General features: G+C 74.4%; 21 protein-coding genes and 1 pseudogene. 9 read left to right on the top strand and 13 right to left on the bottom strand.

What is annotated here, in order from left to right; genetic code table 11:
• Positions 1-44: 44 nt before the first annotated feature.
• The 5 genes from BMZ16_RS15900 to BMZ16_RS15880 all read right to left on the bottom strand — a co-directional run bounded on the left by BMZ16_RS15900 (position 45) and on the right by BMZ16_RS15880 (position 4,654).
• The gene (locus tag BMZ16_RS15900) at positions 45-890 is read right to left on the bottom strand and encodes a DUF4253 domain-containing protein (protein ID WP_089802307.1); all 846 of its coding nucleotides are present in this window, start codon (positions 888-890) and stop codon (positions 45-47) included.
• A 106-nt stretch (positions 891-996) separates the two neighbouring features.
• Positions 997-1,995 carry an SMP-30/gluconolactonase/LRE family protein gene (locus BMZ16_RS15895; protein ID WP_089802305.1) on the bottom strand — a complete coding sequence of 333 codons (999 nt, stop codon included), beginning with the start codon at positions 1,993-1,995 and terminating at the stop codon, positions 997-999.
• 157 nt (positions 1,996-2,152) lie between these two features.
• Positions 2,153-3,139: an SMP-30/gluconolactonase/LRE family protein gene (locus tag BMZ16_RS15890; protein WP_089802303.1), complete on the bottom strand. Its 987-nt coding sequence runs from the start codon at positions 3,137-3,139 to the stop codon at positions 2,153-2,155.
• Positions 3,140-3,287: 148 nt separating this feature from the next.
• Complete coding sequence (locus BMZ16_RS15885) at positions 3,288-4,079, bottom strand: SRPBCC family protein (RefSeq protein WP_089802302.1); 792 nt, start codon at positions 4,077-4,079, stop codon at positions 3,288-3,290.
• Complete coding sequence (locus BMZ16_RS15880) at positions 4,076-4,654, bottom strand: ArsR/SmtB family transcription factor (protein ID WP_089802301.1); 579 nt, start codon at positions 4,652-4,654, stop codon at positions 4,076-4,078. Before BMZ16_RS15880 ends, BMZ16_RS15885 begins: the two co-directional genes overlap by 4 nt.
• Before the next feature lie 91 nt (positions 4,655-4,745).
• Between BMZ16_RS15880 and BMZ16_RS15875 the strand changes: the two genes are divergently transcribed.
• The 4 genes from BMZ16_RS15875 (at position 4,746) to bsh (ending at position 7,467) form a co-directional block, all read left to right on the top strand.
• Complete coding sequence (locus tag BMZ16_RS15875) at positions 4,746-5,288, top strand: GNAT family N-acetyltransferase (protein ID WP_255366754.1); 543 nt, start codon at positions 4,746-4,748, stop codon at positions 5,286-5,288.
• Positions 5,289-5,318: 30 nt separating this feature from the next.
• A complete protein-coding gene (locus tag BMZ16_RS15870) occupies positions 5,319-5,921 on the top strand; it encodes a sugar O-acetyltransferase (protein WP_089802300.1) in 603 nt (200 codons plus the stop codon).
• A gap of 159 nt (positions 5,922-6,080) precedes the next feature.
• The gene (locus tag BMZ16_RS15865) at positions 6,081-6,404 is read left to right on the top strand and encodes a hypothetical protein (protein ID WP_089802299.1); all 324 of its coding nucleotides are present in this window, start codon (positions 6,081-6,083) and stop codon (positions 6,402-6,404) included.
• 115 nt (positions 6,405-6,519) lie between these two features.
• Positions 6,520-7,467: a choloylglycine hydrolase gene (bsh, locus tag BMZ16_RS15860; RefSeq protein WP_089802298.1), complete on the top strand. Its 948-nt coding sequence runs from the start codon at positions 6,520-6,522 to the stop codon at positions 7,465-7,467.
• A 42-nt stretch (positions 7,468-7,509) separates the two neighbouring features.
• On the opposite strand, the gene BMZ16_RS15855 is transcribed toward bsh, so the two are convergent.
• Together BMZ16_RS15855 and BMZ16_RS15850 are read right to left on the bottom strand one after the other, a co-directional pair.
• Positions 7,510-9,441, bottom strand: coding sequence for a heavy metal translocating P-type ATPase (locus BMZ16_RS15855; RefSeq protein WP_089802296.1), 1,932 nt, complete (start codon positions 9,439-9,441; stop codon positions 7,510-7,512).
• A gap of 88 nt (positions 9,442-9,529) precedes the next feature.
• Complete coding sequence (locus BMZ16_RS15850; RefSeq protein ID WP_089802295.1) at positions 9,530-10,393, bottom strand: aldo/keto reductase; 864 nt, start codon at positions 10,391-10,393, stop codon at positions 9,530-9,532.
• 170 nt (positions 10,394-10,563) lie between these two features.
• On the opposite strand from BMZ16_RS15850, the gene BMZ16_RS15845 reads away from it, so the two are divergent.
• Positions 10,564-11,313, top strand: coding sequence for an ABC transporter ATP-binding protein (locus BMZ16_RS15845; RefSeq protein WP_089802293.1), 750 nt, complete (start codon positions 10,564-10,566; stop codon positions 11,311-11,313).
• 5 nt (positions 11,314-11,318) lie between these two features.
• Complete coding sequence (locus tag BMZ16_RS15840) at positions 11,319-13,205, top strand: ABC transporter permease (protein ID WP_255366781.1); 1,887 nt, start codon at positions 11,319-11,321, stop codon at positions 13,203-13,205.
• Between the two features lie 118 nt (positions 13,206-13,323).
• Here BMZ16_RS15840 and BMZ16_RS15835 read toward each other — a convergent pair whose 3' ends face one another.
• From BMZ16_RS15835 to BMZ16_RS15825, 3 genes are all read right to left on the bottom strand, one after another.
• Complete coding sequence (locus tag BMZ16_RS15835; RefSeq protein ID WP_089802289.1) at positions 13,324-14,613, bottom strand: flavin-dependent oxidoreductase; 1,290 nt, start codon at positions 14,611-14,613, stop codon at positions 13,324-13,326.
• An 11-nt stretch (positions 14,614-14,624) separates the two neighbouring features.
• Entirely contained in the window at positions 14,625-15,089 is a 465-nt protein-coding gene (locus BMZ16_RS15830; RefSeq protein WP_089802287.1) for a DUF3237 domain-containing protein, read from the bottom strand.
• Positions 15,090-15,175: 86 nt separating this feature from the next.
• The gene (locus BMZ16_RS15825) at positions 15,176-15,583 is read right to left on the bottom strand and encodes a ChaB family protein (protein ID WP_089802901.1); all 408 of its coding nucleotides are present in this window, start codon (positions 15,581-15,583) and stop codon (positions 15,176-15,178) included.
• Between the two features lie 196 nt (positions 15,584-15,779).
• Here BMZ16_RS15825 and BMZ16_RS15820 point away from each other — a divergent pair, with 196 nt between their 5' ends.
• The gene (locus tag BMZ16_RS15820; RefSeq protein WP_089802284.1) at positions 15,780-16,571 is read left to right on the top strand and encodes a phosphatase PAP2 family protein; all 792 of its coding nucleotides are present in this window, start codon (positions 15,780-15,782) and stop codon (positions 16,569-16,571) included.
• A gap of 382 nt (positions 16,572-16,953) precedes the next feature.
• Positions 16,954-17,667 carry a hypothetical protein gene (locus BMZ16_RS15815; protein WP_143082863.1) on the top strand — a complete coding sequence of 238 codons (714 nt, stop codon included), beginning with the start codon at positions 16,954-16,956 and terminating at the stop codon, positions 17,665-17,667.
• A 574-nt stretch (positions 17,668-18,241) separates the two neighbouring features.
• Here the strand turns inward: BMZ16_RS15815 and BMZ16_RS15810 are convergent.
• Positions 18,242-18,472, bottom strand: a pseudogene (locus BMZ16_RS15810) (ABC transporter ATP-binding protein); the annotation flags it as partial.
• A gap of 47 nt (positions 18,473-18,519) precedes the next feature.
• On the opposite strand from BMZ16_RS15810, the gene BMZ16_RS15805 reads away from it, so the two are divergent.
• Positions 18,520-19,638: an FAD-dependent monooxygenase gene (locus BMZ16_RS15805; RefSeq protein WP_089802280.1), complete on the top strand. Its 1,119-nt coding sequence runs from the start codon at positions 18,520-18,522 to the stop codon at positions 19,636-19,638.
• A 96-nt stretch (positions 19,639-19,734) separates the two neighbouring features.
• Here BMZ16_RS15805 and BMZ16_RS15800 read toward each other — a convergent pair whose 3' ends face one another.
• Together BMZ16_RS15800 and BMZ16_RS15795 are read right to left on the bottom strand one after the other, a co-directional pair.
• On the bottom strand, positions 19,735-20,001 hold the full coding sequence (locus tag BMZ16_RS15800) for a hypothetical protein (protein WP_143082862.1): 267 nt from the start codon (positions 19,999-20,001) through the stop codon (positions 19,735-19,737).
• 15 nt (positions 20,002-20,016) lie between these two features.
• Positions 20,017-20,838 (bottom strand): Nif3-like dinuclear metal center hexameric protein, encoded by an 822-nt coding sequence (locus BMZ16_RS15795; protein WP_255366780.1) that lies wholly within the window; start codon positions 20,836-20,838, stop codon positions 20,017-20,019.
• Position 20,839: the final 1 nt, after the last annotated feature.

The following is a 20,839-nucleotide window of genomic DNA, read 5'->3' as shown; positions in this document are numbered from 1 at the left end:
GTGCCGGTCCGTGCTGCCGGGGGCCAGGGCCAGACCGTGAGCCGTCAGTCCCACCAGAAGGACCAGGCCTCCGCGCCGGCGTGCTCCCGGGCGAGCGTCTGCAGGTCGCCGACGCCCTGGTCGACCAGGTCCGGGCAGTAGTCGTACTGCTCACGTGCGACGGCCAGCGCCTCGCCGGGGGTCGTGGGTGGGCGGTGCACGAGCACCTCGAGCACCTGGCCGTCGCTGAGGGCGACGAGCTCGGCACCGAAGCGCTCGTGCCAGTCCCGCAGGACGACGCCGTGGTCCACCGGCTCCAGGTCGTGGTTCACGCCCCCCTCCCAGCCCAGCACCACCGGCACCTGCCACCCGTGGGCGGCGGGGACGAGCGCGACGAGGCCGTCCTCCGCGGTGACCGAGAAGCGTGGCGGATGGCGTCGGACGACGTCGGGCTCGTCGTCCGCGTCGTCCAGGTCGTCGTCCTCGGCGCCGCCGTAGCGCGCGGCCCGCTCCACGCGCAGGGCCTGCAGCTCACCGAGGGTCATCGCGGTCGCGCGCCGCACCTGCGCGGCGTCGTCGTAGTCTCCCCGCGTCTCGGGGGTCAGCGCAGCGGCGAGGTCGCCGAGGTCGGGGCCCAGCAGGACGGGCCACAGGCCGGTGGTCGCGTGGTCGGCGCGCAGCCGGTGCCACCACGGCAGCAGGTCCGCCGCCGGCGCGTGGAACCCGCGAACCTCGACGCCCGACGGCGTGACGCCGAGGACGTGCGTCGTCGGCGCGGCGCCGGAGGTGGGCGTCGGCGATGCCGGGCGAGCCGCCCGTGAGGCCGTCGGCCCCGGCGGCGCCGCTGCCGGTCGCGTCGTGCTGCCCTGCCTGCCGCCGAAGAGCCTGCTCCACCACGTCATGCGGGTCATCGCACCACACCGCCGCAGGCCGCGGGCGGGTTCCGGCCGGCGGCCGGCCCCGCCGCGCAGAACCCACCCGATCGGGTGCAGCGCCCGGACGGAGCCGGCCGACGCGTCAGGGCAGCGGGATCCGCGACACCGTGAACGGCCCCGGCGTCCCGCCGCCGCCGAAGCGGATCTCGAACTGGCTGTTCACCGCGAGCAGGCTGCGCCCGGCGCGGGCGATCGTCGTCGGGTCGTCGAAGGTGGGGTCCGTCGTGCGGGAGACCACGGACCCCGAGGCGAGGTCCCGGCTCAGCCTGACCTCGACGACGGACTGCGGCGGGCCGGCGGTCCACTCGGCGGCCAGCAGCGTGCGACCGTCGAGCAGCAGGCCGTCGCCGGCCACCGAGGCACCGCCGAGGTCGACGCGCACGACGCTGCCGTCCTTCAGCCCGACACGGAACAGCTCGCCCGTCCGCGGCTTCGACACCACGGCGTACCGCCCGTCGCGCGAGACCACGATCCCGTTGGCGTTGATGTCCTGGTCGTACGTGAAGACGGTGCCCTCGAACGAGACGACGGGCTCGAGCAGCTCGGTGCCCGTCGTCCTGCGGTCGCGGGCGTCGATCCGGTAGAGCACCGGGCGCGACGAGTCGGTGACGTAGACGTCGCCGCGGGGCCCGACGGCGATGTCGTTGAGGAACGCCGGGGTGCCGTCCTGCACGACCTGCCACGACCCGGTCAGCGCACCCGTCCGCACGTCGTACGCCCAGACCAGCCCGGTGGGGCCGCCGGCGACGAACAGCGTGCGGCCGTCGACCTTCAGCCCGGCCGCCACCACCCGCCCGTCCTGGCCGCCGGGCAGGAACGGGACGGCGGTGGGCTGGTCGAGACGTCCGCGGTAGATCGTGCCGTCGGTGGTGCTGCTGACGTAGAACTCGTCGCCCTGGGCGGCGATGCCCTCGGGGTAGATGTCGTCGGCTGCGGGGCCGACCGGGTCCAGCAGGTACGTCGTCGGCAGGTCGGGGCCGTGGTGCCCGGGTCCGCGCGCGTCGTGCGCGGCGGCCGGGACGGCGGTGGCGAGGGTCAGCGCCAGGACGGCGGTGAGGGTGGTCGTCAGGCTGGAGCGCATCGGTGGACCCCTTCGACGGGGGCGTCCGGACCCTCGGGCGCGGGCCCCCGCCGACACCCCTGGGTGCACCGGGACGATCAGGCCGAATCGGCGCAGACGCCACTGTAGGGACGGCGGTGCCCCCCGTGCCACCGCTCGGCGCGTCGTGCCCCGGGGCTCAGGGCAGCGGGATGCGCGACACCGTGAACGGCTCCGGCGTCCCACCGGCCGCGCGGGTCTCGAACTGGCTGTTGACCACCAGCAGGCTGCGCCCGGCCCGGGCGATGGTCGTCGGGTCGTCGAAGGTGGGGTCCGTCGTGCGGGAGACGACGGTCCCGGAGCTCAGGTCCCGGGAGAGGTCCACGGCCACGACCGACTGGGGCTCGGCCGTCCACTCGGCCGCGAGCAGCCGCCGCCCGTCGAGCAGCAGGCCGTCACCGGCCACCGAGGCGCCGCCGAGGTCGACCTTCACGACGCTCCCGTCGGCCAGCCCGACACGGAACAGCTCGCCCGTCCGCGTCTTCGCCACCACGGCGTACCGCCCGTCGCGCGAGACCACCAGCCCGTTGGCATTGACGTCCTGGTCGTACGTGAAGTCCGTGCCCTCGAAGGACACGACGGGCTCGAGCAGCGCGGTGCTGGCCGTGCGGCGCTCGCGGGCGTCGATCCGGTAGAGCACCGGGCGCATCGAGTCCGTCACGTACACGTCACCGCGCGGGCCGACGGCGATGTCGTTGACGAACGTCGGGGAACCGTCCTGCGCGACCTGCCACGACCCGGTGAGCCCGCCGGTCCGCAGGTCGTACGCCCACACGCGGCCGGTGGCGCCCCCGGCGACGAGCAGCGTGCGGCCGTCGACCTTCAGCCCGACCGCCATCGTGCGGCCGTCCTGACCGCCGGGCAGGAACGGCACCGCGGTCGGCTCGTCGAGCCGGCCGCGGTAGATGGTCCCGTCGGTGGTGCTGGAGACGTAGAACTCCTCGCCCCGGGCGGCGACGCCCTCGGGGTAGATGTCGTCCGCCGCCGGGCCGACCGGGTCCAGCAGGTAGGTCGTCGGGAGGTCGGGGCGGTGCCGCTGACCCGTGTCGTGCGCGGCCGCCGGGGCGGCGGTGACGAGTGTCAGTGCCACGACGGCGGCGAGGGTGGTCGTCAGGCTGGAGCGCATCGGTGGTCCCTTCGACGGGGGCGTCGGCCCCACCGGGCGCGGGCCCCCGCCGACACCCCTGGGTGCACCGGGACGATCGGGACGAGTCGGCGCGGTGCCCACTGTAGGGACCGCGCCGCCGCGCGGGCCAGGAGCCCGCGCGGGCGTCTCACGCCGGGACGCTCAGCCCCTGCAGCCAGTCGCGCCACGCCGGCTCCTCGCGCTGCACGTACGCGGCGGCGTCGGGGGAGAAGAGGTGCGCGCGCACGGACGCGTTCGTCGTGCCCTCGCCGGCGTCGTGCACGCCGACGCTCAGCACGCCCGGCACGGGGTCCGTGAGGCGGACGACCGCGTGCCGCGGGCCGACGCTCTCGACGGTCCCGGCCGCCCCGCGCACGTCGAGCGTCGACCCGGCGTCGCCGAGCCCGAGCGCGTCGCGCAGCGCGGCCCACACCGTCGGCTCGTCGCCGGGGTGGGTGGCGTCGGCCTCGAGCACGGTGGCCTCCTGGCCCGCGAAGTGCGCGAGGTACAGGCGCAGGACCTCGAACGAGGGCCTCCAGCTCGCGCCCATGTCCTGCCACCAGTCCTGCTCCCAGTCGGCGCCGGTGCCGAAGCCGCTGGTGGTCACGCGCACGACGCACGTGCCGCCGGAGCGCGCCTCGACGACGAACTCCGACGTCATGGGGCTCAGGTCGTCCGGGTTCTTGCCCATGAGGGCGGCCCAGTCCTCCTCGTAGACGAGGCGGCGGGGCGGATCCCAGGCGGTGACGTGGCCGTCGGAGCCCATGTCCTCGCCCATGGCGAAGTGCAGGGTGCCGCCCTCGTGCTCCTCGATGCGGGTGGGCAGGAACCAGGAGCTCAGGCCGCGGGCGGTGGCGATGGCCTGCCAGACCTGCTCGGGGGTCCCGGGGACCTCGACGTCGAACTGCAGGCGGTACGGGACGTGCGGTGCGGTGGTCATGCGTCCTCCTCGGGCAGCGGGTGCGCGGCGACGACGAGCCGGTGCGGGCGCCCGTCGTCGTGGTGGTAGCGCGCGGCCAGGTCGAGCACCGCGGCGGTGAGGTCGTCCGCGAAGGCCGCGCGGTCGGCGGCGGAGCGGAACCCGATCTGCGTGTCGATGGTCAGCGTGGGGACGCGTGCCCCCGACGTCCCGGCCCGGCGGACCAGCGCGCCGACCTCCCGTACCAGCCGCCCGGCCAGCGCGACGAGGTACGCGGCGGACTGCCGGTCGGCGGTGGCGTCCGGCTGGGCGGCGGACGCGCTGACGGCGGCGGGGGAGACGACGTACCGCGCGGCGGACGCCCGCAGCACGCGTTCGGTGATCCCGCCGTGCCTGCGCTCCTCGGCCAGCTCCACCAGGCCGTGCGCCTCGAGCGCCTTGAGGTGGTAGTTGACCTTCTGGCGGGGGATGCCCACCCGGGCGGCGAGCCCGGCGGCCGACGCGGGCTCGGCCAGCTCGCCGAGCAGCCGCGCCCGGACCGGGTCCAGCGCCACGGCGGCGGTGCCCGCGTCCTCGATGACCTCGACGTCCTGCATGGGTACCAGGCAACGCTTGACAAGATTGTTTGTCAAGGGTGGAGAGGGGAGGGCGATGTCCGGGGCCGACCGGTCGCACCGACCCCCTGGCGTGTCGCACCTCCCCGCCGCCACGCTGGCGGGCATGGACGTCCCCGGCCCCACCGCCCGCCTGCTGCTGCGTCCGATGACCGACGACGACCTCGACGACATGGCCGCGCTGCTCGGTGACCCCGTCGTCATGGCGCACTACCCCCGGCCGCGCACGCGCACGGAGGCGCAGGCGTGGATCGACCGGACGCGTCGCTCGTACCGCGACCACGGGTTCGGGCTGTGGGTGCTGGTGGACCGGGTGACGGGGGAGTTCGTCGGCGACTGCGGGCTGACGGTGCAGCACGTCGACGGTGTCGACGAGCTGGAGGTCGGGTACCACGTGCGCCCGGACCGTCAGGGCGAGGGGCTGGCGACCGAGGCCGCGCTCGCCGCGCGCGACTTCGCCCGCGAGGTGCTGGGGGCGACGCGTCTGATCGCGATCATCGCGCCGCAGAACGTCGCGTCCCAGCGGGTGGCGTCGAAGATCGGGCTGGGCGTCGAGAAGCGCGCCCGGTACGGCGCCGACCAGCGGGAGGTCCTCGTCCACGCGGGGGTGCCGTGACCTGCGCCGACGGTGTGTACGTTCGAGCGCATGGCTCACGACTACTTCGCCGGCGACCCCCGCACCAACCGCGAGCGGATGCTCGCCGGTGACCTCTACATCGCCGACGACCCGGAGTCCGAGCGCATCGCCCGCCGGGCCACCGCGCTGGTCGACGCGTACCAGCGGGCCGTCGTCGCCTCCGACGACATCGGTGCGCGCGCGATCCTGAGCGACCTGCTCGGGACGCTCGGCGAGGGGGCGTTCATCAAGCCGCCGCTGGCCGTGGACTACGGCGAGAACATCCACGTCGGCGCCCGGACCTTCGTGAACTCCGGGCTCACGGCGCTCGACGTCGCGACCATCACCATCGGCGAGGACTGCCAGATCGGCCCGAACGTGCAGCTGCTGACCCCGACGCACCCCGTGGACCCGCAGCCGCGGCGCGACAAGCTCGAGGCCGCGCAGCCCATCACCCTGGGCGACAACGTGTGGCTGGGCGGCGGGGTCATCGTGTGCCCCGGCGTGACGATCGGCGACAACACGGTGGTCGGCGCCGGGGCGGTCGTCGTGCGCGACCTGCCCGCGAACGTCGTCGCCGTCGGCAACCCGGCCCGCGTCGTCCGGACGATCGAGCCCGGCGACGCGCGCTGACCCAGCGATGACCCAGCGGCGGGCCCGCCGACACGACCCCGGTCGGCGCGACCGCGTCGTGGGCGCCTGCCTGCAGGTCGTCGGCGAGGTCGAGCGCCTCACCGCGCCTGCCCGGACGGGTGACTGGCCGCCGCCGTGACCGCTCGGGATACTCGGCGGATGAACATCCGTGCGCGCCTGGTGGCGTCGGCCCTCGTCGTGCCGGCGCTCGGGGGGTGTGCGTCGGACGGGCTGCCGGACCGTTCCCCGGAGGTCACCGGCACGGTGACGGCCGACGGCGCCGAGCAGTCCCTCACGACGGTGTCCGACGACTACTACGAGGGCATGACGTTGCGTCTCGCGGACGCCGTGGTCGTCGACGCCGCCGGCGCGCAGGTGGACGCACCCTCCGACGGCGACGAGGTCGAGGTCTGGGTCGGTGGCGGCTGCAACGAGTCGCGCCCCGTGCAGTGCACCGTCGTCGCCGTGCGCGTGCTGGGCTGACGCGCCTCGGGCCACCGGGCGTCCCTCCCGTCCGGACGTGCCCGTTCCGCAACTGCGGTGCATCATCGAGGTGCGGCGCGGCCGTCCGGCCCCGCCGAAGACAGGGGGCAACCAGATGTGCACAGGGATCCGCTTCTCGGACGGTGACGGCAACCTCTACCTCGCCCGCAACCTCGACTGGACGGTCGGGTACGGCGAGCGGGTGCTCGTCACACCCACCGGCTACACGCCGAGGTCGCCTTTCGGTGCAGTGGGCAGCATCCGGCACGCGACGATCGGCATGGGCATCGTCGAGGAGGACACGCCGCTGTACTTCGACCTCGGGAACGACGCCGGGCTCGCCGTGGCGGGCCTGAACTTCCCCGGGTACGCGCAGTACGCGCCGGGCCCGGTCGACGGCAGGACCAACGTCGCCGCGTGGGAGTTCCCCCTCTGGGTGGGCTCGCAGTTCGCGACGGTCGACGAGGTGGAGGCCGCGCTCGCGGACGTGACGATCGTCGACAAGCCCATCAACGAGAAGTTCCCGAGCTCGTTGCTGCACTGGATCATCGCCGACGCGGAGCGCGCGATCGTCGTGGAGCACACGGCCACCGGCATGCACGTCTTCGACGACGACGTGGACGTCCTGGCCAACCAGCCCGGGTTCGAGTGGCACCACGAGAACCTGCGCAACTACCTCAACACGGGCCCGGAGTTCCCCGAGCCCCTGCAGGTCGGACGGGCCAGCCTCACGCCGTTCGGGTCGGGCTCGCACATGCGCGGGATCCCGGGCGACTACTACTCCACCTCACGGTTCGTGCGCGCGGCGTACGTCAACGCCCACTACCCGACCAAGAGCACCGAGGACGAGAACGTCAGCCGGGCGTTCCACACCCTGCAGCAGGTCGCGATGGTGGACGGCGCCGCCGCCATGGGTGACGGCGCGTTCGAGAAGACGATCTACACCGGCCTCTTCTCGTCGCGCACGTCGACGTACTACTGGAACCTGTACGACGACCCGGCGATCCAGAGCGTCGCGCTGGCCGACCTGAAGCCGGACGGCACGGAGCTCGTCACCGCGTAGGCGGGCGGCGCGGTCCCCGCTCCGGCCTCCGCGGTCCCGCGGTCAGACGCCCCGCGGGGCCGCGGCCGGTGCGGCGCCGATCGCCGACGCGCGCTCCCGCTCGACGCGCGAGCGCGCCACGTCGGCGGTCAGCCGTGCCGTCTCGGCGCGCTCCGACCTGCCGGCCCGCACCGCGAGCAGCGCCCACAGGATCGTCGTGAGGTCCACCGCCTCCTGCAGCCACGCCCCGGCCAGCGCCGGCAGGCTCCCGGTCGCCGCGACGAGCATCAGCGCGACGGACAGGCCGACCCCCATGCCGATCGACTGCCACGCGACCCGCAGGGTGCGCCGGCCGATCTGCACGGCGCGCGCCGCGCGGGACAGGTCGTCGACGGTGATGACGACGTCCGCGGACTCGCTGGCGGCGCTCGCACCGCGCGCGCCCATGGCGATGCCGACGTCCGCGACGGCCAGCACCGGCGCGTCGTTCACGCCGTCGCCGACCATCATCACCGGGCGCAGGGGAGCGGACCGGACGGCGTCGACCTTGTCCTGCGGCAGCAGCTCGGCCCGCACGTCGTCGATGCCGGCCTCGGCGGCGATCCGCCGGGCGACCTGCGTGCCGTCGCCCGTGAGCATCATCGTCGTGCGGATGCCGGCGCGGTGCAGCGCGGCCATGGTCGCGGCGGTCTCGGTGCGCAGCTCGTCGGCCAGCGTGATGCTGCCGGCGAGGCGCCCGTCGACGGACACGTGGATGCGCGTGTCGCCGTTCGTCGTCGCCGGTGCGGCCCCGGTCGCCTGCGCGACCCAGCCGGCCTTGCCGACGACGACGACCCGGCCGTCGACCGTCCCGCGCACGCCGTGCGCGGTGGTCTCGACGACGTCCACGGCGGACGGCACCGTCCGGCCCGTGCCGCGGGCGCGCTCCACGACGGCCTCGGCGAGGGGGTGGCTCGAGTACTGCTCCACGGCCGCGGCGAGCAGCAGCAGGTCCTCGGGGTCCAGGCCGTCCGCGTCGACGCGTGTGACCTGCGGCTGCCCGTGGGTCAGGGTCCCGGTCTTGTCGAAGGCGGCCGTCCGCGCCCGGGCGAGCTGCTCGAGGGTGCCGCTGCTCTTGACGATGATCCCGGCCCGCGCGGAGCGGGACATGCCGGCCATGAACGCCACCGGCGCGGCGATGATGAGCGGGCACGGCGTGGCGACCACGAGGACCTCGGCGATGCGCACCGGGTCCCCGGAGACCAGCCAGGCCGCGACGGCGAGCACGAACGCGAACAGCGTGAAGGGCACCGCCACCCGGTCCGCGAGCCGGACGAACGGCGCCTTGGAGTCCTGCGCCTCGCGGACGAGCGCGATGATCCGCTGGTACTGCGAGTCCGCCGCCGCCGCGGTGGCGCGCAGCTCGATCGCGTCGCCGCCGTTCAGCGCGCCGGACAGCAGGGCGTCGCCCCGCGCGTGCTCGACGGGCAGCGACTCCCCGGTCAGCGACGACTCGTCGAGGGTCGCGTCGTCGGACTCCAGCACGCCGTCGACGGGGACGACCTCGAAGGGGCGCACCAGCAGCCGGTCGCCGACCAGCACCTCGTCGACCGGGACGTCCGTCGGCCGCCCGTCGGGGCCGAGGTGGTGCGCCGTCCGGGGCGCGTTCTGCAGCAGCCCGGTGAGCTCGCGCCGGGCCCGGCCCGCGGCGTAGTCCTCCAGGGCCTCGCCGCCGGACAGCATGAGGCACACCACGAGCGCCGCCCAGTACTCGCCGACGGCGACCGTCGAGGCGATCGCCGTGACCGCGAGCAGGTCGATGCCGTGGTTCCCGGCCCGCAGGTCCGCGACCATCCCGCGGGCCTGCAGCAGCGCGACGACCACCGCGAACGCGGACACCACCCACCGGGCCGCGGTCGGGTTGCCCGTCGCCTCGAGCAGCCCGCCCACGGCCGCGACCGCGAGCGTCGCGAGGACCACCGGGTAGCCGAGCAGGCGCTGGACGAACGTGCGCATACCTCAGTGGTACGCCTGCCGAGGGCCTGTCCGCCACGAAGGACAGGCACACCTGGCCCGCGGCGGGCGGGCCAGGTGTGCCGGGGTGTCAGACGGCCGCGTCGAGGCGGTCGAGCTCCTCGCGCGTCAGCTGCAGGTCCGCCGCCAGGACGGAGTCCTGGATCGACGCGGGCCGCGACGCACCGGGGATCGGCACGACGACGTCGGCCTGCGCGAGCTCCCACGCCAGGGCCACCTGCTGCGGGCTCACGCCGTGTGCCTGCGCGACCTGCGCGAACGGCGCGAACGTGTCACCCAGGTCGGCGGCCTTCGCGATGCCGCCGAGCGGGCTCCACGGCAGGAACGCGATACCGAGCTCGGCGCACAGGTCGAGCTCCGGCTGCGAGGACCGGAAGGCGGGGGAGTACTGGTTCTGCACGGACGCGAGCCGCCCGCCCAGGACGTCCTGCGCGAGCCGGATCTGGTCCGGGTTCGCGTTGGAGATGCCCGCCAGGCGGATCGTGCCCGCGTCGAGCAGATCGACGAGTGCGCCGACCGACTCCTCGTACGGCACGTCCGGGTCGGGGCGGTGGAACTGGTAGAGGCCGATCGCCTCGACGCCGAGCCGCCGCGCCGACTCCTGTGCCGCCTGCTTCAGGTACTCCGGGCGGCCGTTCACCGTCCACGTCCCGTCGCCGGGGCGCAGGTGCCCGCCCTTGGTGGCGACGAGGACGGACGAGGCGTCGCCCGACCAGGTGCGCAGCGCCTCGGCGATGAGCTCCTCGTTGTGGCCGACCTCGTCGGCGTGCAGGTGGTACGCGTCCGCGGTGTCGACGAGCGTGACGCCCGCGTCGAGCGCGGCGTGGATGGTGGCGATCGAGCGCTGCCGGTCGGGGCGGCCCTCGATCGACATGGGCATGCCGCCGAGGCCGATCGCGCTGACCGGGACGTCGGCGATGTGTCGTGTCTGCATGGGCACATCCCACCCCGGCGTGGTCCGCTGCGCACGCCGGCCACGCCCGCACGGCTGCCTCCGTCGAAGGATGCAACCCGCAAGGAGCCGTCCTCCGCGGCTCGATGGCGACCCCGCCCGGTTCCTAGGTTCGAGATCGGCACCACGACCTCGACACCCAGGAGACGACCATGGCCACGCAGACCACCGCCGCGACGACGGGCACCGCGGTGCGCCTCGTCGACGTGCACAAGACCTACCCCGCCCGCGAGCCCGTCCACGCGCTGCGGGGCGTGTCCCTCGACCTGCACGCCGGGTCGGTGACCGCGATCGTCGGGCAGTCCGGCTCGGGCAAGTCCACGCTGCTGAACTGCGCCGCGGGCCTCGACACCCCCAGCCGCGGCTCGGTCGTGGTCGGCGGCCACGACCTGACGACGATGCGCCCCGACGACCTCACCCGGTTCCGCCGCGAGCACGTGGGCTTCGTGTTCCAGGCGTACAACCTCATCGGGCACCTCACGGCCCGCGAGAACGTCCGGCTGCCGCTCCTGCTCGCGGGCCGCCAGGTCGACCCGGCGTGGGAGGCGGCGCTGCTGGAGTTCCTCGGCGTGCCGGACCTCGTGGACCGGCTGCCGGGCGAGCTGTCCGGCGGGCAGGCCCAGCGGGTCGCCATCGCCCGCGCGCTCATCACACGGCCGGCGGTCGTCTTCGCCGACGAGCCGACCGGCGCGCTGGACTCGCGGACCGGGGCCGCGGTGCTCCAGGTGCTGCGGGACACGGCCGACGAGCTCGGCCAGACGGTCGTCGTCGTGACGCACGACGCGGGGGTGGCCGCCTCCGCCGAGCGGGTCGTCGTGCTCGCGGACGGGCTGGTCGTCGACCGGCTCGAGCGTCCCACCGCCGAGCAGGTCACCGCTCGCCTCCTCGCGAAGGGCCGGTGAGCACGATGTGGCAGCTCGCGTCCTCGGGCGTCCGCGCCCACCGCGGTGCGTTCGCCGGCACCGCCGTCGTCCTGGCCGTCGCCGCGGCGGTGCTCGCCGTCACGGGTGTCCTGTTCGAGTCGGGCACGCGCTCGCAGGGCGGTGCCGACCCGGCCTCCGGAGGCCTCCTCGTCGCCCTCGCCTCGTCGTACGCCGGCACCCTGATCGTCGTCGTCGTGATGGTCGTCGCGGCGACCGTCAGCCTGGCGCTGCGCAGCCGTCGCCGGGAGTTCGCGCTCCTGCGTGCCGTCGGCGCGACCCCCGCGCAGGTGCGGCGCGCCGTCACCCTCGAGGTGGGGGTCGTGTCGCTCGTGGCCGCGCCGCTCGGGGCGGTCGCAGGCCTGTTCGGCGCCCGGCTGCTGGACCCGCTGCTCGTACGCAGCGGGATGGTCGGGCCGGACTTCGTGTCGTCGCTGTCCCCGCTGCCCGTCCTGGCCGCGGTCGCGCTGATCGCGGTCACCGCGGTGCCCGTGGGGCGGCTCGGCGCCCGGGAGGCCGCCCGCACCGCACCCACCGCGGCGCTCCAGCAGAGCGCCGTCGAGGACCGCCAGGTCGGTCCCGGACGCCGTCTGACGGCCCTGGCGATGACCCTCGGCGGTCTGGGCATGGCGTTCTCGACGGTCTGGATCCCCGGCACCACCGGCAGCGCGATGGCCTCGCTGTCGGCGTTCCTGCTCATCGGTGCGGCCGCGCTCGCCGGGCCGGTGCTGGTCGGCTGGATCTTCGACCGGGTCGCCCGCATGCACCCGGCCGGTGGTCGTCCCGCCACGATGCTCGCCGTGCGCAACGTCCGCGGCTTCTCGCGACGCCTGACCACCGTCGTCGTGCCGCTCGCCCTGGTCGTCTCCGCCGCGACCATCCAGACGAGCGTGAACCAGGCACTGACGACCGCGACCGAGCAGGAGTTCGTCGCCGCGGTCACCACGGACCTCGTGGTCGCGCCCACGCAGGACGCGCCGCAGGACCTGACGGCCCAGGTCGGCGAGGTGCCCGGGGTCGCCGCTGCCGTGCCGCTCGCGACGGTCCCGGCGCAGGTCCGCACCGACAGCGAGGGCGGCGCGCTGGCCTGGGAGGCCGCCGCGCTGCGGGTCGTCCCCGCGGGCACCACCGCGCTCGACCCGGACGTCGTGACGGGGTCGCTCGCGGACATCGACGCACCGGACACCGTGGCCGTCAGCAGCGACACGGCGTTCACGTCCGGTGCCGGGCTGGGGGAGACGCTCACGCTCCGCCTCGGGGGTGACGAGGTCGACGCGACCGTCGTCGCGGTGTTCTCCCGCGGCATGGGCGTCGCGGGGGTCATCACAGGGCCGGCGACGGCCGAGGCGCACGGGCTGCCGGTCATGGCCGACACCCTCCTGGTCGACCTCGCCGACGGCGCGGACGCGGCCGCCACGACCGCGGCGATCACCGCCCTGGGCGCCACGGCGGCGGACCCGCAGACCCACATCAGCACCGCCATGAGCGGGGCCGGCGACGAGAACGAGGTCGGGACGGCGCTGCTCCTGCTCCTGCTCGCCGTCGTGGCGGTCGGGGCCGCCAGCACGCTGGCCATGACCACGGTCGCGCGGCGCGACGAGCTCGCGCTGCTGCACCGCACCGGCACCACCCGTCGCCAGCTCCTGGCCATGACCACCGTCGAGGCGGCGATCACGGGCGTGACGGCCTGGGTCGTCGGCACGCTGGCGGTCGTCCCGGCGCTGATCGGGGTGAGCGCGGGGGTGCTCGACGGGCCTCCCGTGGTGGACGTGGTGGCCTACGGCGTCGTCAGCGCAGCCGTCGTGGTCTTCGCGCTCGTCGCGACGGCGCTGGCGGCCCGCCGCACGACGCGGGTGGCGACGGCGGTCGCGTAGGGCGACCCGACGACGCACGGACCCGCCACCCCGCACCCCGGGGTGGCGGGTCCGTGCGTTCCGGACGGCCCGCACGCTCCGGACGTCGAGGCGACGCGGGCCCGAGCCGGGCGGGGTCTCAGGCCTGCAGGTCCACCCGGGCGCCCGGAGCGATGGTCGGCCCGGCGGCGTTGAGCTGCTCGACCGCGAACCCGGCGGCGGCCTTGTACCCGGCCATGAACGCGGACCGCTCCGCCGCGGGCACCACGTCGTCGATGTCGTCGAACTCCCCGCCGCACCGCTCGTCGACCAGGTCCAGCAGCCCGAACGGCCCGGCGCCGCGGTTGCGCAGGACCAGCTGCGAGACCGGTCCGCACAGCTGGGTGTCGAACGCGGCCAGCGCGGCCGGGGTGACGCCGTGCCGCAGCATCGCGGCGCCCAGGTGGCGGGCGTCCATGATCGCCTGGCTCGCCCCGTTGGACCCCGTCGGGTACATGGCGTGCGCGGCGTCGCCGACCAGCAGCACCGGACCGTCCTGCCAGGTCGGCACGGGGTCGCGGTCGATCATGGGGTTCTCGTAGACGACCTCGGCGCGCGCCAGCAGGTCGGGCACGTCGAGCCAGTCGTACGTCCAGCCGTCGAAGTGGTGCGCGACCTCCTCGACGCCGACCTGCCGGAACCAGCCGCTGCGCTGCCACGTGGTGGCGTCGACCTGCAGCTCGGCGATCCAGTTGACGGTGGCCAGGCCGGTGACGGGGTCGGTGGGGGAGATCGGGTAGACGACGACGCGGTGGCGCGCCGACCCCAGGCCGACGAACGACGAGCCGGTCCGCACGGGCGCGGCCTGCGTGGTGCCGCGCCACATCATGATCCCGCCCCAGTGGATGGGCGGCTGGTCGGGGTGCATCTGCGCGCGGACGGCCGAGTGGATGCCGTCGGCACCGACCAGCACGGTCCCGTGCTCGCGCCAGAGCGTGCCGTCGGGGTGCTGCCCCGTCGCCGTGACGGTGCCGTCGGCGTGCGTCTCGTACCCCGTCACACGGTGGCCGAGGCGGATCGCGTCGTCGCCGGCCCGCTCGCGCAGCACCTGCGCCAGCAGCAGCTGCAGCCGCCCGCGGTGCAGCGCGTACTGCGGCCAGCGGTACCCGGCGTCCAGGCCGCGGGGCTCGCTGTAGATGTCGTGGCCGTTGCGTCCGACCAGCGCCCACTCGCGTGCGGGCACGCCGATCGTGTCGAGCAGGTCGGGGCCGATGCCGAGGTCGCCGAGCTCGCGCACGGCGTTGGGCTGCAGGTTGATGCCGACCCCGAGCGGCGCGAGCTCGCGCGCGCCCTCCAGCACCGTGAACGGCACGCCGATCTGGTGCAGCGTCAGGGCGACGGCGAGCCCGCCGATGCCACCGCCGGCGACGAGCACGCGGGGTCCGGTCACGTCCGACGTCCTCATCCCACGCTGTAGAGGTCGACCTGCACGGTGCTCACGTCGCGCGCCCCGGTGCCGACGAACACCATCCGGTTGAGCCACCGGTAGTCCGGGTGGCCGCTCTCGAGGCGCGCCGTCGAGCGCATGGAGTACGACGCCGGCGGGGTGGGCTCGCCCGCCGCCAGCCGCCGCATCACCTCGGGCGGGCCGTGCCGGTACCCGGTGTTGACGACCTCGACGAGGGCGCCCTCGGGTGTCTCGAACGCGTACCGGGCGTGCAGCTCGGCCACGCCGTCGTGCGTCACGGACTGCCAGTCGGCTCCGACCCCGAGGATCGTGCCGGTGATCCGCCCGGTGACCTGCCCCCCGACGATCGGCACGATGCGCCGCTGGGCGAACCGGCCGAGGCCGAGGTCCATGATCGGGGCGAGCTCGACGCGGAGCGTGCAGAACGGCTCCACGGTCGGCGGCGGCAGTGCCAGCACGGGGTCCTCCCGGACGTCAGGGTGCGCGGCACCCTACCGGCGGCCCCGTGGGCCGCTCGGTCCCGTCTCACCGACCGCCGCCGGCCTCACCGGCTGCGGCGCCGGTTCTCCTTCTTGATCGCCTCGACCAGCTCGTCCTTGTCCATCGTCGACCGGCCGGCGATGTCCAGGCGCTTGGCGACGTCGTACAGGTGGCGCTTGGAGGCGTTGGCGTCGACGCCCTCGGCGGTCCGGCGCGACGTGCCCCGGCCGCCCTCGGCCTGGGCGTCCGAGGGGCCGTTCTCGTCCTTCGGCTCCCAGTGGTCCCCGACCTTCTCGTGCGTGTGCTTGAGGGCGGAGTAGGCGACGCGGTGCGCCCGCTCGGCGTCGTCGTACTCGTCGGCGGCCGCGTCGTGCGCCTTGGCGAACGTGCGCTGGGCCTTGGCGTCCGACCTCTGCAGCGTGCTCGGCAGCTCGCCCTGCTTCGGCTTCCCGCTCTTCGTCGTCTTGGGCATGGTCGCTCCCGTCGGCATCCGGTTCCCCTCCGGGCCATCCTGCGACGCGGTGCCGCCCCGTGCACGGCGGGAGGGTGGGCGACGCGGCCGCGCGTGGGGGGTGGACGGTGGGGCGGCCACGCCGGAGGACTCGACCTGGAGCAGGAGCCGCGGCGGTCACGGAGCGGTCCGCGACGAGCGTCGGTAGCGTGGCGGGATGCCCGTCCCGGAGCCGCCGCGCCGCCTGCTCGAGTGGTACGCCGACCAGCCCCTGCTCCGGGCCGTCGTGCCCGGCGTCGTGCTCGCGGCGCTCGGCCTGCTCGTCTTCTGGGGCATGTTCGACGCGGTCCAGGAGCGCGACGACTTCTCCCTGTGGGACCGGCCGGTCCTGGAGTTCCTGGTCGGCGTCCGCAGCGACGCCGTCACGGCTGTCCTCGCCGCGCTGACGTTCGTCACGGGTCCGACGGTGCTGCCGATCATCGTCCTCGTCGCGTGCGTGGCCTGGGGCGTGCTCCGACGCGAGTGGTGGCGGCCGCTCCTGCTCGCCGGCGCCATGATCGCCTCGACGCTGCTCTCGCTCCTGGTGAAGGGCCTGGTCGCCCGGCCCCGCCCGCCGGAGGAGACCATGTACATCCCCGGCTCGGAGACGACCGGGTCGTTCCCGTCCGGCCACACCATCGGCACGGCGACCTTCCTGCTGGTCGCCGGCTACCTCGTGGCCAGCCGGCGGCGGACCTGGCCGGTCGTCGTCGGCTGGTTGGTCGTCGGTGTCCTCGGTGCCACGGCGGTCGCACTCAGCCGCCTGTACCTCGGCTACCACTTCCTGACGGACGTCGTCGCGGCGGCCGGCCTGGCCGTCGTCGTGCTCGGCGTCGTCACCGTGGTGGACCGGGTCCACGTCGTGCGCGGCCTGCCCCCGACCGAGCCGGAGCCCGGCTGGAGCCCGGAGCCGCCGCCGGCGACCGACCCCCAGCCTCACGCCTCCGCGCAGGCGTCACCAACGTCATGACCCAGAACACCTAGAGCGCGCCTCCTCGGGCGACGGCGACGCTTGTCGCGGCCTGAGCGAGACCGGCGGACCACACCGAGCGCCACCGGTCCGACTGTCGGCCGGGCGCCCGTACCGGTTGGGTGTTCGTCCATGACGAGGTGGGGCAGCAGTTCGTGCTGCGCTCGGTGTCCCTGCGGCGCGGGCTCGCGGTAGCGGGCGAAACGCCCACATCGGACTGTGACTGGGTGATATCGTCACGTGACTCTTCGACCGGGAAGAGTGTTCTGACCCTCCCGAAGGCAAGGGATTGGAAAGCATGGCAAGCAGGGGTGTCATTAAGAGGCTCGTGGTGTGTGCTGCAGTGGCGATCTCGTCAACTCTCGTCGCCCCCGTGGCGGCGATGGCTGTCGAGGTCCAGGTCGATTCCTGGGATGCTCTTGAAGTTGCCGTGGACGGCTTCGCTGCGGGCCTCGAAGAGAACTCGGTCGAGGAGACGATCGCGTTGGTGAACGCGATCCCCGCGGGAGAACTGGAGAGGCGGTCGGGTGCCGCGCTGACCGGTGAGGTGGCCAGTTGGTCCCTGCCGAGCGGTGAGGACCTCGTGGTGGCCAGGACTCACGACGTCCTCGGGCTCTCCTCGCTCGCGCTCCGCCTGGACGGCAATGACGTCGTGCACACCGGTGAGACGTACGCGGAACTCCTTGACAGCGGCGAGGTCCAGCTGCGGCAGTGGGCGGACGGCGACCTGGTCGGCACGACCACCTTCAAGGCGACGGGACGCAACCAGGTTCGCACTACGACCGTGCAGCTCGCTACGGGCGTTCCGATCTCCACGACGACGACCGAGAACGTCGGATCTTCGAAGGGTTTGTCGTTCTCCAGTGCCGGCAACGGAGCCACCACCAACGCGACGTGGCATGCGTTCTCGACCTCGCGCTTCTTCTCGTGCACCGACAAGGCCGGTGTCGCAGGCTGGGTCATCGGCGCGTTCTTCGCGATCTGCGGGGCCTCGGGAATCGTGACTGCGGGGACCGCGCTCGTCGCCTGCGCACTCGGCATCGCCGGGACAGGTGGGGCGCTGGGGGCGTGCGTCGCGTACGCGACCTACTGGTGAACCCTGATCGTCAACGTTCACGTCGAGGAGAGGGAATGACGATGAGAGGACGAGAGACATCCGGTGGCTGGTCTTGGCGCCAGCTCCTCCCGGGGGGCGCGGCTGTCGCTGTCGTGATCGCACTCGCACCGGTTCCGCACATCGTCTCGGTGGCCGCGTGGGCAGTGGCACTGGTGGCCGGACTTGCTGCCACGCAGCTCGCGCGCCGCGCCTACCTCGCGACTCAGGAACGTTCAGGGTCTCGACCGGGGCTCCCGCTGGCATCGCCTCTCGTGCTCACGCTCTTCGCCGGTGTGGGCGTGGCTGCGGGAGTCGCCTTCCTGCGACCCGAGACGGTGGTGGGGGCCATGGCCGTGGCGGTCGTCTGCGCGGTCGCTCTGATAGTCCTGCGCTTCCGCTCGCTCCGCGGTGCGCGACATGCGAGCACGGACGACGGAAGGTGACCTCAGGTCCCTCAGGAGCTGGGCTGCCCCCGAGGGGCAGCCCAGCTTCCTCGTGATGACCAAGGCAGGGTGGAAGGTTCGGACATGTCGCGGGCGGTCGTGATCGGCACGACGGCTGTCGGCAGCCGCGCTCACGGCGTCGCCGGGACCGCCTCCCCGCGCTTCGCGCGCTGGATCTGCTCGTACACGTGCGTGCGCAGCTCGGTGAACCGCGGCAGCGCGCGGGTGGTGAGCTGGTCACGCTCGGCGGGTAGGTCGATCGTCAGGTCCTCCTGGACGAACGTCGGGGAGCTCGACAGCACGAGCACCCGCTCGCCCAGGTAGACCGACTCGTCGATGTCGTGGGTGACGAACAGGACGGTGGCTGACCGCGGCGCTCGCACTGCGTGCCTACGGGCTGCCCGTCACCATGCTCGAGGCGGGCCCCGAGGGGCGGCAGCGGCCCGGCAGCCGGGCGATCTTCACGCACAGCCAGACCCTGCAGATCCTCGACCGGATCAGTCCCGGGCTCGGCGCCGAGCTCTACCGCCACGGCGTCTACTGGAACACCCAGCGCACGTTCCACGCCGGCAAGGAGGTGTACGCCAAGACGTACCCCGACCCGCCCGCGGGCGTGTACCCGCACTTCAAGAGCCTGCCGCAGGTGCAGATCGAGGCGTACCTGCAGGCCCGGGCGGTGGCCGCGGGGGTCACGTTCGCGTGGGAGCAGGAGATCGCGGACGTCACGACCTCCGACGACGGCGACGTGCTGACGACGGCGGCCGGGCGCCGCTGGGACGCGTCCTACGTGGTCGGCGCCGACGGGTCGTGGTCGGTGGTGCGCAAGCAGGTCGGCGCCCGCATGGAGGGCACGCGGGACGAGGGCTGGTACGTCGTCGTCGACGTCGCCGAGAAGGACGAGCCGAGCCTGCCGAACGAGCGGCACTTCCACTACGCCCACCCGGCGGTCGACGGCCGCAACGTGCTGATCGTGCCGTTCGCCGGCGGGTACCGGGTCGACCTGCAGCTCACCGAGAAGGACGACCCCGAGGAGCTCGCGTCGCAGGAGGGGGTGCGCGGCTGGCTCGACGCGGTCCTGCCGCCCGGGTACGCCGAGCGCACCACGTGGGTGTCGACCTACCAGTTCCTGCAGCTCGTGGCGCACGACTTCGCCGACCCGTACCGCCGCGTGCTGCTGGTGGGGGAGGCGGCGCACCTGTTCGCACCGTTCGGTGCGCGGGGCCTGAACTCGGGGGTCCCCGACGCCGAGGCCGCGGCCATCGCGATCGCCGCCTCGACCCGCGCGACCGGCGCCGCTGCCCGCACGCCCGTCGAGGCGTTCGCGCTCGCACGCCGGTCCGCGGCGCTGTTCAACCGCGACGCGGCCGGGGAGGCGTTGGCGCACCTGCGCCCGGACGAGGAGACGGCCGCGCGCGTGCTGGCCGCCGCGGAGCGCGCGCCGCAGGACGCCGAGGCGTCGGTGTGGCTCGAGAAGGCGCCCTACGGCCCCCGCGGCGTCCACCGGGCGGAGACGGTCTACCGGTACTGACCACGTGCTGGACCCGCGGGTCCGCGAGACCGGGCTGGGCTGCCTGATGGCGCAGCATGCGCACGCAGATCCCGGTCTCGCGGGAGCGCCTGCCCGTCAGGTGACCAGCAGGTCCCGGAGGCGTCGTCGGGTGTCCTCGTCGAGGGCGATGACGTCGAGCAGCCGGTCGACGTCGGCCGCGGCCTCCTGCGCGACGGGGACCGCCTCCGCGCGGAACGCCTCGACCGGGGCTTCGTCCCAGGTCGACTGCCGGTCGTCGGCGTGCTCGCCGCGCCCGGCGACCTCGCGCACGGACTGCGCCCAGTCGGCGGCGACGTGCTCGGGCGGGACGCCGGCGTTCGCGAGCAGCAGGGTCACCACCAGGCCGGTACGGTCACCTCAGCGCTGCGTCGTCGGTCGCTCGGCGGGGACCGTCCGGTAGTGGTCGGGGGCGTCGACGAACCGGACGGGCAGCTCGGGCACGAGGTCCGTCAGCCAGCGGGCGTACTCGGCCATCCCCGCCTCCTCCGACGGCGCGTGCCCCACGACGACCATGCCGGCGCACGTGCCCGCGGCGACCGCGTCGGCGGCGTACTCCCCGATCTCCCACTCGTGGCCCTCGCCGATCACGAGCACGTCGACGTCCGGGCGGGCCAGGGCGGGGCGGTTGAGCGCGAACCCCTGGAACCCGGGCTGCAGCTCGACCGTCGACACCGACGCCCCGGGGTCGCCGACGTACCGCAGCGCGCGAGCGCCGAGGCTCTGCGCGACGTGCGCCGCCAGGTCGCCCAGGGTCGTGGCCGGCAGGTCGTAGACGCCCGGGTCGTCCGCCCGCTCGGCGTCGAGCCAGCCGAGGGCCCGCGCGACGCCGGTGAGGATCCCGTCGGGCTCGCGGTCGTGCCAGGCGTCGTGCGCGCGCAGCACGCGCAGCCCGTGCTCGGCGACGAACGCCGCCTTCGCGGCGTGCACCGGGTCGCCGGCGGCCGCGAGGTCGTCGTGCGACGTGCCCTGGTGGTCGAAGTACAGCGGCTCGTGGGTGATGACGAGGTCCAGCCCCTGCTCGACCGCCCGCCGCAGGACGTCGAACGTCGCCATCACCGTCACGGCGATCCCGCGGACCGGGGCGTCGGGGTCCCCGGCGAGGAACCCGTCGACCGTCGTCGCCCGCCGCGGCGCACCCACGTGCGCGTCGATCCGCTCCGCCACCTGCTGCGCCGTCATC

Origin of the sequence: Cellulomonas sp. KH9 (genome assembly GCF_900114185.1) — a bacterium.
Lineage (GTDB): Bacteria > Actinomycetota > Actinomycetes > Actinomycetales > Cellulomonadaceae > Cellulomonas.
This window is presented reverse-complemented; position numbering and strand designations above follow the sequence as displayed.

Excerpts from the sequence above, each read along its gene's own strand:
- BMZ16_RS15815 (WP_143082863.1), top strand. The coding sequence starts at position 16,954 with ATGGCTGTCGAGGTCCAGGTCGATTCCTGGGATGCTCTTGAAGTTGCC.
- BMZ16_RS15900 (WP_089802307.1), bottom strand. The coding sequence starts at position 890 with ATGACCCGCATGACGTGGTGGAGCAGGCTCTTCGGCGGCAGGCAGGGC.
- BMZ16_RS15855 (WP_089802296.1), bottom strand. The coding sequence starts at position 9,441 with ATGCGCACGTTCGTCCAGCGCCTGCTCGGCTACCCGGTGGTCCTCGCG.
- BMZ16_RS15845 (WP_089802293.1), top strand. The coding sequence starts at position 10,564 with ATGGCCACGCAGACCACCGCCGCGACGACGGGCACCGCGGTGCGCCTC.
- bsh (WP_089802298.1), top strand. The coding sequence starts at position 6,520 with ATGTGCACAGGGATCCGCTTCTCGGACGGTGACGGCAACCTCTACCTC.
- BMZ16_RS15850 (WP_089802295.1), bottom strand. The coding sequence starts at position 10,393 with ATGCAGACACGACACATCGCCGACGTCCCGGTCAGCGCGATCGGCCTC.
- BMZ16_RS15840 (WP_255366781.1), top strand. The coding sequence starts at position 11,319 with ATGTGGCAGCTCGCGTCCTCGGGCGTCCGCGCCCACCGCGGTGCGTTC.
- BMZ16_RS15895 (WP_089802305.1), bottom strand. The coding sequence starts at position 1,995 with ATGCGCTCCAGCCTGACGACCACCCTCACCGCCGTCCTGGCGCTGACC.
- BMZ16_RS15865 (WP_089802299.1), top strand. The coding sequence starts at position 6,081 with ATGAACATCCGTGCGCGCCTGGTGGCGTCGGCCCTCGTCGTGCCGGCG.
- BMZ16_RS15795 (WP_255366780.1), bottom strand. The coding sequence starts at position 20,838 with ATGACGGCGCAGCAGGTGGCGGAGCGGATCGACGCGCACGTGGGTGCG.
- BMZ16_RS15880 (WP_089802301.1), bottom strand. The coding sequence starts at position 4,654 with ATGCAGGACGTCGAGGTCATCGAGGACGCGGGCACCGCCGCCGTGGCG.
- BMZ16_RS15870 (WP_089802300.1), top strand. The coding sequence starts at position 5,319 with ATGGCTCACGACTACTTCGCCGGCGACCCCCGCACCAACCGCGAGCGG.
- BMZ16_RS15820 (WP_089802284.1), top strand. The coding sequence starts at position 15,780 with ATGCCCGTCCCGGAGCCGCCGCGCCGCCTGCTCGAGTGGTACGCCGAC.
- BMZ16_RS15890 (WP_089802303.1), bottom strand. The coding sequence starts at position 3,139 with ATGCGCTCCAGCCTGACGACCACCCTCGCCGCCGTCGTGGCACTGACA.
- BMZ16_RS15805 (WP_089802280.1), top strand. The coding sequence starts at position 18,520 with ATGCTCGAGGCGGGCCCCGAGGGGCGGCAGCGGCCCGGCAGCCGGGCG.
- BMZ16_RS15825 (WP_089802901.1), bottom strand. The coding sequence starts at position 15,583 with ATGCCCAAGACGACGAAGAGCGGGAAGCCGAAGCAGGGCGAGCTGCCG.
- BMZ16_RS15885 (WP_089802302.1), bottom strand. The coding sequence starts at position 4,079 with ATGACCACCGCACCGCACGTCCCGTACCGCCTGCAGTTCGACGTCGAG.